Origin of the sequence: Blastopirellula marina (assembly GCF_002967765.1) — a bacterium.
In the GTDB taxonomy this organism is placed as follows: Bacteria; Planctomycetota; Planctomycetia; order Pirellulales; family Pirellulaceae; genus Bremerella; species Bremerella marina_A.
In genome coordinates this window covers 473183-486309 of the sequence record NZ_PUHY01000015.1, presented here as the reverse complement: position 1 = coordinate 486309, position 13127 = coordinate 473183, and the positions used below count along the sequence as shown (strand labels likewise).

Annotated in this window: 13 protein-coding genes; 4 read left to right on the top strand and 9 right to left on the bottom strand. The window is 54.4% G+C overall.

The window, feature by feature from the left end; genetic code table 11:
• Nucleotides 1-3: 3 nt before the first annotated feature.
• Together C5Y83_RS26535 and C5Y83_RS26530 are read right to left on the bottom strand one after the other, a co-directional pair.
• The gene (locus C5Y83_RS26535) at nt 4-489 is read right to left on the bottom strand and encodes a hypothetical protein (RefSeq protein WP_105332811.1); all 486 of its coding nucleotides are present in this window, start codon (nt 487-489) and stop codon (nt 4-6) included.
• Between the two features lie 43 nt (nt 490-532).
• Nucleotides 533-1453, bottom strand: coding sequence for a LysR family transcriptional regulator (locus C5Y83_RS26530; protein WP_105332810.1), 921 nt, complete (start codon nt 1451-1453; stop codon nt 533-535).
• A 145-nt stretch (nt 1454-1598) separates the two neighbouring features.
• On the opposite strand from C5Y83_RS26530, the gene C5Y83_RS26525 reads away from it, so the two are divergent.
• Nucleotides 1599-2687, top strand: a complete 1089-nt coding sequence (locus C5Y83_RS26525) for an alkene reductase (protein WP_105332809.1) — start codon at nt 1599-1601, stop codon at nt 2685-2687.
• Between the two features lie 94 nt (nt 2688-2781).
• Here C5Y83_RS26525 and C5Y83_RS26520 read toward each other — a convergent pair whose 3' ends face one another.
• Nucleotides 2782-3213, bottom strand: a complete 432-nt coding sequence (locus tag C5Y83_RS26520) for an OsmC family protein (protein ID WP_199195142.1) — start codon at nt 3211-3213, stop codon at nt 2782-2784.
• A 261-nt stretch (nt 3214-3474) separates the two neighbouring features.
• Nucleotides 3475-3603 carry a hypothetical protein gene (locus tag C5Y83_RS30030; RefSeq protein ID WP_261341481.1) on the bottom strand — a complete coding sequence of 43 codons (129 nt, stop codon included), beginning with the start codon at nt 3601-3603 and terminating at the stop codon, nt 3475-3477.
• A 248-nt stretch (nt 3604-3851) separates the two neighbouring features.
• On the opposite strand from C5Y83_RS30030, the gene C5Y83_RS26515 reads away from it, so the two are divergent.
• The gene (locus tag C5Y83_RS26515) at nt 3852-4760 is read left to right on the top strand and encodes a serine/threonine-protein kinase (protein WP_105332808.1); all 909 of its coding nucleotides are present in this window, start codon (nt 3852-3854) and stop codon (nt 4758-4760) included.
• Here the strand turns inward: C5Y83_RS26515 and C5Y83_RS26510 are convergent.
• The 5 genes from C5Y83_RS26510 to dnaK all read right to left on the bottom strand — a co-directional run bounded on the left by C5Y83_RS26510 (nt 4757) and on the right by dnaK (nt 10596).
• Entirely contained in the window at nt 4757-4942 is a 186-nt protein-coding gene (locus C5Y83_RS26510) for a hypothetical protein (protein WP_105332807.1), read from the bottom strand. The two genes, C5Y83_RS26515 and C5Y83_RS26510, sit on opposite strands and share 4 nt — an antisense overlap.
• A gap of 30 nt (nt 4943-4972) precedes the next feature.
• Nucleotides 4973-5182 (bottom strand): hypothetical protein, encoded by a 210-nt coding sequence (locus C5Y83_RS26505; protein ID WP_105332806.1) that lies wholly within the window; start codon nt 5180-5182, stop codon nt 4973-4975.
• A gap of 59 nt (nt 5183-5241) precedes the next feature.
• Nucleotides 5242-5520 (bottom strand): hypothetical protein, encoded by a 279-nt coding sequence (locus tag C5Y83_RS29685; RefSeq protein WP_105332805.1) that lies wholly within the window; start codon nt 5518-5520, stop codon nt 5242-5244.
• A 144-nt stretch (nt 5521-5664) separates the two neighbouring features.
• The gene (gene clpB, locus C5Y83_RS26495; RefSeq protein WP_105332804.1) at nt 5665-8343 is read right to left on the bottom strand and encodes an ATP-dependent chaperone ClpB; all 2679 of its coding nucleotides are present in this window, start codon (nt 8341-8343) and stop codon (nt 5665-5667) included.
• 300 nt (nt 8344-8643) lie between these two features.
• A complete protein-coding gene (dnaK, locus tag C5Y83_RS26490; RefSeq protein WP_105332803.1) occupies nt 8644-10596 on the bottom strand; it encodes a molecular chaperone DnaK in 1953 nt (650 codons plus the stop codon).
• Between the two features lie 382 nt (nt 10597-10978).
• Here dnaK and pheA point away from each other — a divergent pair, with 382 nt between their 5' ends.
• Together pheA and tpiA are read left to right on the top strand one after the other, a co-directional pair.
• Complete coding sequence (gene pheA, locus C5Y83_RS26485; protein WP_233207367.1) at nt 10979-12136, top strand: prephenate dehydratase; 1158 nt, start codon at nt 10979-10981, stop codon at nt 12134-12136.
• Nucleotides 12137-12349: 213 nt separating this feature from the next.
• Nucleotides 12350-13105, top strand: a complete 756-nt coding sequence (tpiA, locus tag C5Y83_RS26480) for a triose-phosphate isomerase (protein ID WP_105332802.1) — start codon at nt 12350-12352, stop codon at nt 13103-13105.
• The last annotated feature ends 22 nt before the right edge of the window (nt 13106-13127 follow it).

Here is a 13127-nt window from a genome sequence, read left to right as displayed (position 1 = left end):
CCATCAAAGAGTTCGTGAGGGTGAATCATGTAGGTTGGTATCCCTTGTGAAGGACCAACCTTGCTTGTCAAGAGCGATGACTAACTCTCGAATAAACGCTTGATTGAGACGATTCCCTAGAGATGAAATTCGGAGCGGCAATATATTTAGCCAGTCTGGCTGGCCGCTAGAGCCCTCACTTACCGAACCCATCACTTCAACATAACAGGCTTGCCATTGGCCATCGCGATCTTGGCAAGCGAGCGCGATAGTGATCCGCCATTCACCGCTTCCGCCGACCCCTTGTGACTTATCCCGGACCTTCCACCCTTCGTTACGCAGATTGTTGACGAAATCATCGCTCACCTCGGCAACAACGCCTTTTTGAGCGTCGTAGATCTTCTTAGTCGCGGCCACCTGCCTATCACGGTTCGTTTTTATGGCCATGATCACGGCGACCACAGCGATTAAGATCATCAACGCCAAGAGACTAAATCGAAATCGACTCATGTTTTAAACCTTCATCAAGTTTGTGAGTTAGTTCGATTTACCCTCAGTCAACTTCGTCAGGGCTTCCTGATTTCACAATCTGAGACATCCGCCGACAAACCAACTTGCGAAACGCCTCAGTAAGCGGAGATGTGTCGCGTGTTCGCCAGCAGATGATCAAGGGAAACGGATCGAGCCCTGGTGAAATTGGGAGAAACACGACCTGCTGGTTTTGCAGGTTGCGTACCCCTTCCGGCACAACGCTGACTCCTTGTTCGGCGGCTACCAAGGTCAGGACTGTCGTCATCAATTCTGGCGTCTGCGTTACCGCGGGTGAGAATCCATCCTTCTGGCAAGCGGAGATAACATGATCGTGCAGACCAATCGCAACGCGTCTTTCAAGTAATACGAAGGAATCGCAAGCAAGATCGCTTAATCGAATTCGACGTCTTCCTGCTAAACAGTGCGACTTGCTCACGACTGCTACCCAGCGTTCGTGAAACAACGTTTCGGTGGACAATTCGGGATAGCCGGGCGGCAGAGGCCGCGTGAAACCGACATCGATATCTTCCTTAGCGAAAGCAGTCAGTTGCTTGTCAGGTGTGAGTTCTTTCATGTGCAGCTTCACCTGAGGATGTTCGGTGCGGTATTCCCGAATCAAGTCGGGCAAGAATCCGATTACTGGTGCCGAAAAGAAACCGATCGACAATTCTCCCTCTTCGCCCCGGGCGACGCGGGTCGCTCGCTCTTTGGCGGCGTCGGCCCGTTCGAGAATTACTTGCGCATCCTCGAAAAATACGCGACCAGCCGGGGTCAGGCGAACAACTCGCTTATTCCGTTCCAACAGCGGCGTCCCCACCTCTCGTTCCAGATCGGCAATCTGCTTGCTCAGTGCCGACTGCGAAACCAACAGCGAATCGGCCGCTCGGGTGAAATTCAGCTGCGTTGCTACGGCTACGAAATAACTCAGGTGTCGAAGTTCCATTCCCCAGTTATCTCTTAAAACGATCACTGTGGCAATAATTATGAATTTCACTGATGTCCGCTTCGCGCTACGATTCGGATACAGAGCAACTTACCTATCCTCCGAACTAAGCAAACCACGCCACTCAGTCTCAGGAGAGCTGAAGATGACCACCAACAACGACACCTTGTTCCGCCCGCTTCTCGTGGGGGATTTGACGTTACGAAATCGGATTCTGATGGCCCCGCTCACGCGTGCTCGAGCGAGCGATCGAGTTCCAAATGAAATGATGGCCCAGTACTACACACAGCGGGCATCGGCTGGGCTGATCATTTCTGAAGCAACCGCGATCAGCGCCCAAGGATACGGTTGGCATAACGCCCCGGCGATTTATGCTGACGAACATATCGCTGGCTGGAAAAACGTTACCGATCAGGTCCATGCCGCAGGCGGGCGGATTTTTGTCCAACTGTGGCACATGGGACGTCTTTCCCATCCTGACTACCACGATGGTAACCCGACCGTAGCCCCCAGCGCCGTGGTCGCCCCCGGTGAGGCTCACGTTCCTTCCGGCAAGAAACCGTTCACCGTCCCGCATGAGCTGACGACAGAAGAGATTGCTGCGACCGTAGCCGATTATGCTGCAGCGACTGTACGTGCCCGAGCCGCCGGCTTCGATGGCGTGGAGATTCACGGAGCGAACGGTTACCTGATCGACGAGTTTCTGCGAACCGCTACGAACAAACGAACCGATGATTATGGAGGGTCGATCCCTAACCGATTGCGGTTTCTTCTAGAAGTCGTAACAGCTGTCACCAAGGCCTGGTCGCCGCAACGAACAGGACTGCGGTTGAGTCCCACCATGAATGGCTACGGCATGGAAGATGAAGATCCCGCCGCTCTCTTTGAGCACGCGGCAAAAGCGTTATCACCGTTTGGCCTGGCCTATTTGCATACGGCGGAATCCATTCGTCCTGGTCGCATCTACAATCCTGATGCCGAAAGAATCACGCCGATCATTCGCCAGCATTACGATGGCGTGCTAGTCACCAACGGTGGCTACGATAAGCAAACCGCAACTGCGGCGATCGAAGCAGGCGAAGCAGATGCGATTGCGTTTGGGCAACCCTTTATCGCCAACCCAGACCTACCGGAACGCTTTCGCCAGAATGCTCCGCTCAACAAACCGGAAGTCGCCACTTACTATTCGCCTGGCAGCGAAGGCTATGTTGACTACCCGGCGCTGGCCGACTGAGCCCATGCGTTTGCAGAGTCAAAAGAAACGACCGCATGGTAGACACCTGGCGGTCGTTTCTCTTTATCAAACGTTTGCGTCAGCAAGTCGCCGTTCAAGATTCCAAAGTCGTATCGAGTGTGATTTCGGTATTCAGGACCTTAGAAACGGGACATCCCGCTTTTGCCCTGCCAGCGAGCTCCTCGAACTCTTCCTGTGACGCGCCAGGGATCTTGGCCGTTAGCGTGAGATGGATTGCCGTGATCGCAAACCCACCGTCAACTTGCTCGAGGGTGACAACAGCCGACGTTTCCATTTTGTCCGCGGTAAAGCCTGCTTCGCCCAGGATCTTTGAGAGGGCCATCGTAAAGCAAGCCGAGTGTGCTGCGCCGATGAGCTCTTCGGGATTGCTTCCTTTTTGCCCTTCAAATCGACTAGCAAACCCGTAGGGATAACTCGACAGTGCACCGCTTTCGGTCGAGATCTCTCCTTTGCTGTCTTTTATTCCACCTTGCCAGACGACGGAACCTTTTCGCTTTATCTTCATTTCTATGCTTTCCTTGATTGAGGTGAGCCGAGGCTCGAATCGGTCGGCCGAAAAATCAGCCGACATAACAATCGCCACGCTTACACTGGTGAATTAGAGCGCCAAGATAGGGCGTGGTCAACGGAAAACTCGCGCGACAAGAGAGGCGGCGATATAGGCGAGATTGGAGCAATCCACAAAAAAAGACCGCGTGCCGGTCGGCTCGCGGTCTTTCGTATTGTCTTGGCAATTTGCGTATGGGGTAACCAGTTCTGGACCCAACTAGTTGGTCGTGTTTGTGTCGGTGCTGTTCGAGTTTGGATTCGTGACCGAAGGATCACCCTTAGGGGCACAACCCAAGATGAAGGTTGTCAGGGCGACCAGAACCAACAAGGATCCGAGCTTCTTCATTGCGCAATCTACCTCTGTGAAGTGTTCAAGTTTTACTTAACTACCAACCCATCTTACCTGATTTCGGCGAAATCTCCAAAGGGGTTGGTGAGCACCGTTTTGATACCCCAAGGTACCCAACCGGCATAACCCTACTGGCCGCGATAACGAGATAACTCGCACCGCTATCAGAGTTTTCGTTGGTAAACGTCGAATATTGGAGTTAGTCGAGGAGTCTTTTTGTACGGATACGCTAGGGACGACACGCTTTGTCTTCGGTCGAAATCAAACCGCCGTTCGCATCTTCCCGCCGGAGATCACCACGCTGCCTGCATGGAGCCTGGGAGGTTGGTCCGCAGTTGGGGGAAGGAACGTATTTTCGCGTCTTCCGCGCTCGCCCCAGTGAAGGAAGTTTCAGCGGTTGGGATTTCGCTCTGAAGACCATTCGCCCAGAATTCAAAGGCGAACGCCTCCTAGGGGAACGCCTCAATCGCGAAGCCGAAGCAGGGGCAGAGATTACGTCGCCTCACATCGTCCCGGTGATTGATGCCCGACGCGGTTCGTTTGTGGTGATGACGAGGGTTTGGGGCCAGACCCTGTCCGAGATTCTGTCCACAGGGAAGCCATTTCCACTAGGGTCCGCAGTTTGGACTGCGCGGCAATTGGCGCAAGGTCTGGCAACCGTCCATGATTCTGGTTGGATCCATGGCGATGTGAAGCCAGACAACATCATCCTATCGCAGACCGGCCATGCAACGCTGATCGATCTTGGCTTCGCACAGCGTGTGAACTTGAATCTTCCCTGCAGCAGTCGCAAATGCGATCGTCAAGGAACGCTGCGTTATCTACCGCCCGAGATGTTGTCGCGTACCGCGCCGGTGTTGCCGCAAGCCGATACGTATAGCCTGGGCGTCATCTTGTTCGAGCTGATCACCGGTCGCCAGCTATTCAATCAAACGACGACTGACGATATTGTCCGCGCCCAACTATCGCAGCGGGCCCCTAACGTGCGCTCCCTGGTTGCGCACGTTCCGGGCTCGCTCGATATGCTGGTGGCAAAGATGCTGGCCAAAGACCCGCTGCGCCGCCCTTCCCCAGATGACGCCCTGGTGAAGGCGCTGGCCGCGGTCGAAATCGAGTTGCTTTCCCCAGCACCGAAGATGAAGCACGTGGCTTAACCGTCATCGCTATCATCTGCATCGTGAGAACTTCGGCGACGTCCGAATGAGGTTCGTTTCGGGCGACCGCGGCGTCCTCGGTAGTGACTCGTTCTCACTCCGACTCGCAACATGCGGGGAACATAGTAGATCATCATCCAAGCGACGACGATGACGGCGAGAACGGCGAACCCTTCTAACATAGTTGATTCCTCTAAAGTTGCCGTAGACGATCAATCGACATCAATGTCGATTGAATCACTCCAATCTTCCACATCCAGTTCGCCGGTGGCGTCACGACCCTTTGACTCGCCAAAGAGAAACATATCGTGATAACGAGTCCCATCAGCGCGTCGGCGATGACTTAGTGCAGTAGCCACCAATGCTCCGCCCATTGCCAAGAAGACCATCAATGCCAGCCCGCTATAAATCACCAAATACATCTGTCGTGTCGTCGATCTTTCGAGAAGTGAGGCGTAGGAAAATCTCTTATCGCTACGCATTAATCGCCGCAGCCACCACCATCGCCGCCGTCAAATCCTCCACCACCATGATCTCCTCCTCCGAAATCACCGACATCGAAGAAGCCATGTTGGTTGTGACCATGATGATAGTCGATCGACGAGCTCGCTGCATCCAAATAGGTCGCATTGCGTTTCCGACGACGTGTAGGACGACCACCATGGTGCGGTTCAAGCGGAGTTTGTTGTCGGAATTCCATCCATAGATTCGCCACAATCAATATGGCGATCACAGAGAATAGGATAATAGGCACGATCATCGGCAGAATCTCCAGTTATTCAGTTCGAGAATCTTTCTGCCCGGGCTCGATAGGGTATTCGTCGTGCCAAGAAAAAGATTGGGGACGGGGAGGAAAAAGATTCCAACCACGTCCCCATTCAAGAGTTACAGCAGTAAGCAGAACTCAGCTGACTACCGCCGATTCAACCGTGCTGACACCGGCAGCCGATTTCGTGAACGTGTAGTTCGTCCCATCGAAACCAACCGTTATCCGATCACCATCTTTGAACTCGCCTTTCAATAGCAATGTAGCCAACTGATTTTGCAGACGGTTTTGAATCACCCGCTTCAGGGGTCGAGCTCCGTACAGCGGATCAAATCCTTCTTCCGCCAACGCATCCTTGGCGGCGTCGGTGACAAACAGCTCGATCCCCTGCTCTTCCAACATTTGGGCCAGCCCGCGTGTTTGGAAGTCGACAATCGAGCGAATCTGCTCTTTGACCAGCGGCTTGAACACGATGATGTCATCAATACGGTTCAAGAACTCTGGCAGGAACTTCGTTCGCAAGTTGGCTTGGGCCGCTTCACGAACTTCTTCGTCACTGCCACCTTCCTGCGCGATCTGTTGGATCGCCTGGCTTCCGATGTTGCTCGTCATCACCACAATCGTGTTGGTGAAGTCAACCGTGTGCCCATGGTTATCGGTCAAACGGCCGTCATCCAACACTTGCAGCAAGATATTGAATACATCGTGGTGAGCCTTTTCGATTTCGTCGAGCAGGATCACGCTGTACGGACGTCGCCGAACCGCTTCGGTCAGCTTGCCCCCTTCTTCATAGCCGACATATCCTGGAGGCGCCCCGATCAATCGGCTGACGGCGTGACGCTCCATGTACTCGCTCATGTCGATACGGACCATGGCGTTTTCGTCGTCGAACAACGCTTCTGCCAAAGCCTTACACAGTTCGGTCTTACCAACGCCGGTTGGGCCCAGGAAGATAAACGAACCGACCGGACGATTCGTGGCTTGGAGCCCGCTACGACTTCGTCGTACCGCATTGGCCACTGCGACCACCGCTTCGTCTTGACCGACCACGCGTTGATGCAGGCGTTCTTCCAGAACCAACAGTTTGGCTCGTTCGGTTTCCAGCATCTTGGCAATCGGTACCCCAGTCCATTGACTGACCACTTCCGCGATTTCGTCTTCGGTGACTTGTTCGCGGAGCAGTCGCCGCTGTGACTTGGCTTCGTCCTTCTCTTCCTTTTCGTGCTCCGATTCCGACTCCATCCGTTTGACCAACGCCTCCCGCTTCTTCTGCAGTTCGTATAACTGCTGATAATCGCTTTCGGAAACCGGCTGTCCAGCGGATTGAACTTCCTGAATCGTGGCATGTAGCCGCGAGTACTCGAGGTCGGCCGCCGCCAAGGCTTCGCGCGTTTCAGCGACGTCACCCATGCCTAGCTTTTCGGCTTCCCACTGTTCTCGTAGGCTGGCAAGTTGCCGTTTGACTTGCTCCATCTCGTCCTGAATTTCTTCACGACGCTGGATGGCAGTCTCTTCAGTTTCTTCGGCTAGTTGCCGATCGGCCAATTGGAGCTGCGTTAAACGCCGCTGCACTTGATCGATTTCGGCCGGCACACTTTCCTGCTCGATCGCCAGTCGGCTCGAAGCCTCGTCCACCAGATCGATCGCCTTGTCAGGCAGGAATCGATCGGTAATATAGCGATCGGAAAGCTTGGCTGCGGCAACCAACGCCGAGTCCTTTATCTTCACACCGTGATGCGCCTCGTATCGCGGTTTCAAGCCACGCAAGATCGCGATCGTGTCGTCAATCGAAGGTTCGCCGATATACACTGGTTGGAAACGACGTTCTAGCGCCGCATCTTTCTCGATGTATTGACGATACTCGTCGAGTGTGGTCGCACCGATACAGCGAAGCTCACCGCGAGCCAACGCTGGCTTAAGAAGGTTGGCCGCATCTGCGCCCCCTTCCGCCTTCCCAGCACCGACCACAGTGTGCAGTTCGTCAATAAACAGTACGACACTTCCTTGCGAATCTTGAACTTCCTTAAGCACCGCTTTCAGTCGTTCTTCGAACTCGCCTCGGAACTTCGCACCGGCGACTAACGCTCCCATATCGAGCGCGATGACGCGTTTGTTCTTCAGGCTTTGCGGTACGTCCCCTTGAACAATCCGCAATGCGAGACCTTCAGCGATTGCCGTCTTACCAACGCCAGGCTCACCGATCAGCACTGGGTTGTTTTTGGTACGTCGCGAAAGAACTTGGATCGTCCGACGAATCTCATCGTCACGTCCAATCACCGGATCGAGCTTCCCTTTCTGGGCCCGCTCGACGAGGTCGATACCGTACTTTTGCAATGCCTGAAAAGTATCTTCCGGGCTCTGCGACGTAACACGAGCACTTCCTCGGACCTCACGCAACGCATCGAGAATGTCTTTCTCGGTAACTGCGTTGACCTGGAGAATGTCTTTCGCTTTGGAAGGAACTTGCGACAACGCGAACATCAAATGCTCGGTCGAGACAAACTCGTCCTTCATCGAATCAGCCTGCTTTTGCGCCGCTTGAAAGACCTGATCAAGCTCAGGCGACAAACGTAACTGGGAACTACCCGTAATCGTGGAAAGCCGGCTCAATTCCGCTTCCACCATCGTTTCAAGCTGACTTCGTTTCGCGCCGATTTTTTCCAGCAACGGACGCACAACCCCGCCGCTTTCAGCGAGCAAAGCAGACAGCAAATGCAACGGCGTGAGCGCGGTATTGCGAGAATCGGTAGCCAACTGCTGGGCAGCTTGTACGGCTTCCTGAGCTTTTATCGTGTACTTGTCAAATTGTGGAGGCATGATGAAGTTCCTTGTATGTGATCAGGTGTGGTGCTGCGTAATCACTCCCTGGTTGTTTTTCAGTTTGAAGTTTTTGATGTCTTGCTAATCAAGGCCAGATGAAACCGGGCGACATCTGATCAGTTATTTGGTCTTGTTTGAATTACACGAGAGGCCTGCGTTTCTTCTTTGTTTTAACTCTTAATTGCCTTGTCGGTCCATAAAAAGGGCCGGGTGCCTTGCGGCCCCAGCCCTTCGGTTATTCCAAACTTCGCTGCACGCTGGCTGGTCCTCATCGGCCCAGGGCTTGCGGGTCGAAGGTTAGTCCTTTTTGACCTCGAATTCAGCGTCGATGGCGTCATCGTCGCCTCCATCCTTAGCCTCGCCTTGAGGTGCTTCCCCTGCGGCGTCGGCAGCTGCTTCCGGGTTGTTGGCTGCAGCAGCTTCGTACAGGATCTTGCTAACCGCATGCGAGGCGGCTTCGAGCTCGCTGATCGCTGACTTGATCTTTTCGACGTCTTCGCCCTTCGCGGCTTCTCGCGTCTTTTCGATCGCAGCTTCCAGTGGAGCTTTGTCGTTGTCCGAGATCTTTTCGCCAGCTTCCTTGATCAGCTTTTCAAGCTGGAAGCAACGCGATTCGGCTTCGTTGCGGGATTCGGCCAGTTCACGCTTCCGCTTATCTTCAGCTGCGTGCTCTTCGGCGTCCTTCTGCATCCGATCGATCTCGTCCTTCGAGAGGCCCGAGCTCTGCTTGATCTCGACCTTCATCTCTTTGCCCGTCCCCAAGTCCTTCGCGGACACGTTGAGGATACCGTTCTGATCGATGTCAAACTTGACTTCGATCTGCGGCATACCTCGAGGAGCCGGAGCGATGCCATCGAGATTGAACTCGTCCAACAAGCGGTTGTCGGTAGCCATGGGGCGTTCCCCTTGGAACACGCGAACGGTCACCGCACCCTGGTTGTCTTCGGCCGTGCTGAAGGTTTGCTTCTTCTCGGTTGGAATCGTCGTGTTGCGTTCCACCAATTTGGTGAACACACCACCAAGCGTTTCAATACCGAGCGACAGCGGAGTAACGTCCAGCAGCAGCACGTCTTTACGACCACCTTCGGCCAACACGCTACCTTGGATCGCGGCACCAGCAGCGACGACTTCGTCCGGATTCACACCCTTGTGAGGTTCCTTGGCGAAGATCTTTTTGACCATCTCCTGAACCTTAGGGATACGAGTCGAACCACCAACGAGCACGACTTCGTCGATGTCGCTGGAGGACAGCCCGGCGTCTTTCAACGCCTTTTCAACCGGAATTCGGCAACGTTCGATCAAGTCGTCCGTCATCTGCTCGAATTGGCTACGGCTGATAGTCATCTGCAAGTGCTTAGGACCGGACGCATCGGCCGTGATGAACGGCAAGTTGATGTCGGTCGAAGCCTGGCCACTGAGTTCCTTCTTCGCCTTTTCACAGGCTTCCTGCAAACGCTGCAGAGCCATCTGGTCTTTGCGAAGATCGATCCCGTTGGTCTTCTCGAATTCGGAAGCAACGTAGTGGATTAACTTCTCGTCGAAGTCATCACCACCCAAGTGCGTATCACCGTTGGTGCTGATCACCTCGAACACGGTTCGTCCGCCATCTTCTCCTTCTTCAGGAGGCGAGACTTCCAGGATCGAGATATCGAACGTACCACCGCCTAAGTCGAACACGGCGATCTTCTCGGCCTTGTTCTTACCCAAGCCGTATGCCAAAGCGGCAGCGGTTGGTTCGTTGATGATACGAGCCACTTCCAAACCAGCGATCTGACCGGCATCCTTGGTGGCCTGACGTTGAGCGTCGTTAAAGTAGGCCGGAACCGTGATCACCGCCTTGCTGACCTTGTGTCCCAAGTAGCTTTCCGCAGCAGCTTTCAGCTTCTGTAGGATCTTGGCCGAGATTTCGGGCGGTGTGTATTCTTTGTCGCCAATTTGAACTTTGACGTATTCGTCGGAACTTCCGACCACCTTGTACGGTACCAACTTCTCTTCCGAGTCGACTTCGTTATGACGTCGGCCCATGAAGCGTTTGATGGAGTAAACCGTCTTGGTTGGATTAGTGACGGCCTGACGACGCGCTGGTTCGCCAACCAGGACTTCCCCCTTGTCGGTGTAACCCACAACGCTCGGCGTAAGCCGGCTACCTTCGGCGTTCGGAATCACTTTAGCTTCCGAACCTTCCATGACCGCGACCACGGAGTTCGTGGTACCGAGGTCGATCCCAATAATCACTTCGCCTTGTGCCATGATGATTACCTCTTTCTTTCGATTGGACTGCGCCCGAGGGCGTCCGAGTTCTCGTATGTTGATTGCCCAAGCAGGTCGCTTGAGATTGTTTTCCAAACCATCCCACGTGAATCCGTTATCTGCAGAATCACACGGTTGCTAGGGGAATTGCAAGAGGTATGCCAAAACTGTCCACTTCGCATTCGATTCACCCGTAAGTCATTTCATACAAGACACTTACAACTCTGTCGTTTTTTCTTGTTCCTAAATCGATTCGCAGTTGCCCGACAAACTCTGCCAAAATGGCAGCAAATGGCCGCAAACCTTCTGCGGACCTAGGTTTATGACAGCCAGAGATGAGTTATGATTCAAGGAACGATCAAATGGAGGCAGCTTCCCTACGGTGAGTCCCCATCGACTCGTCCTGACAAATTCGCCTGCAACCACCTTTCTCGAAGCCCCCACCTACTCGATGGCCAAGACTCCACGTAAGACGTCGACAACCGATCTCAAAAAAACCGTTGCCAAGATCGACAGCCAAATCCTCGATTTGTTGGCGAAGCGAGTCACTGCCTGCCAAAAAATTGTTCAGAACGCCCCGAGCCTGACCATCGAGCAGCAGCTTAGCTCGGAAGAAACCGAGCTCTCCAAGTGGTTGGCTGCCAATAAGTCGGCCTTGGCCAACGAGTCACTTGCACCGGTCATGCAAGAAGTATTGAGCCTTTGCCGTAGTGCTTCGCGTCGACTTCGCGTCGCCTACCTCGGCCCCCAATACAGCTATTCGCACCAAGCCGCTGTCGAAAAGTTCGGCGCCAATGCCGACTACTCGCCCGTGGCCACGATTGCGGCAGTGTTCGAAGAAATCCAGCGAAATCAGGCCGATTTCGGTCTCGTACCGGTCGAGAACTCCAACGACGGGCGTGTCACCGATACCTTGGAGATGTTCGCCAAGCTTCCCACGAAGATCTGTGGCGAGGTGAAGCTGCACATCCATCATCAACTCTTGGCAAAATGCCCTCGGGAAGAAATTCGGGAGGTGTTCAGCAAGCCACAGGCCTTGTCGCAATGTCGTAACTGGCTGGCCAAGCATTTGCCCGCCGCCCGTCCGATTGAGATGACCAGCACCGCGGCCGCCGCTCAATTGGCCTCACAGAAGGAAGGCGCCGCCGCGGTCGCCAGCCGGGCAGCCGGCCTGAACTACAATTTGGACACGATTGCCTCGAACATCGAGGACAATCCCAACAACATCACCCGTTTCGCCGTGATCTCGCATGGCACTGCTCCCAAAACGGGGAACGATAAGACGGCATTGCTATTTCAAACCGAGCACAAACCGGGTGCGCTCGCCGATGCGATGAACATCTTCAAGAAGAATCGCCTCAACTTGACCTGGATTGAATCGTTTCCGGTCGCCAATTCCCCTGAGGAATACCTCTTTTTCGTTGAAATGGAAGGTCACAGCTCGGAATTGAAGATCCGCCGAGCAATCGCCTCACTGGAGAAGAAAGCCCTCCGCCTGGAGATCCTCGGATCCTACCAGAAGACTGATCCAGTCAACTGAGCTAATGATCGAGATTGTGCCGAACGGGCAGAACTCGAGCCCACTCAGCATTTAGTGGCGGAAAATTATGCCCCCAAGTGGCTACAGGTGACCTCGACGGGCATGCATGCACTCTGCTATATTTACGGGTTTCATTCTGCACGAGCATCACGACTTAGGTCTATTCCAAGTCTTTAATTTCATCGGCCATGGCGGTCCGAAGGAGAACGACGGGTGAGACGTCCTTTCATCGCAGGTAACTGGAAAATGAATACCACCAAAGCTGACGGTGTCGCTTTGGTGAAAGGTGTTGCCGAGGGCAACACCGCTGGCGACGCAGTCGAAGTAGCTGTGTGCGCCCCAAGCGTTTACCTGGATGCGGTCGCCACCGCTGCTGCTGGCAAGGTGGGTGTTGGTGCTCAGAATTGCTACCACGAAGCTTCCGGTGCGTTCACTGGCGAGATCTCGGCTGCAATGGCTAAGGACATTGGCTGCAAGTATGTGATCCTGGGTCACAGCGAACGCCGCCACATCTTCGGTGAATCGAGCAGCGACGTCTGCAAGAAGGTACACGCCGTTCTCGCAGCTGGCCTGACGCCGATCGTTTGCGTTGGCGAACTGCTGGAAGAACGGGAAGCTGGCAAAACTGCAGACGTGGTCGCCGAGCAGATGTACGGCAGCCTCGCTGGCGTTTCCGCCGAGCAGATGAACTCGGTCGTGATCGCCTACGAACCGGTTTGGGCCATTGGCACCGGCAAGGTTGCCACACCAGAGCAAGCGGAAGAAGTTCACGCTGGCATCCGTGCTTTGATGACCGCCAAGTACGGTGAAGCTGTTTCCGAGTCCGTTCGCATTCAGTACGGCGGTAGTGTCAAACCCGACAACGCGGCTGAATTGCTCTCGCAGCCAAATATCGACGGTGCCTTGGTTGGTGGAGCGTCGCTGAAGGCCGACAGCTTCCTCGGCATCATCGCTGGCGCAACGAAGTAAGCTCCGAGAATTCCCCGTCGGG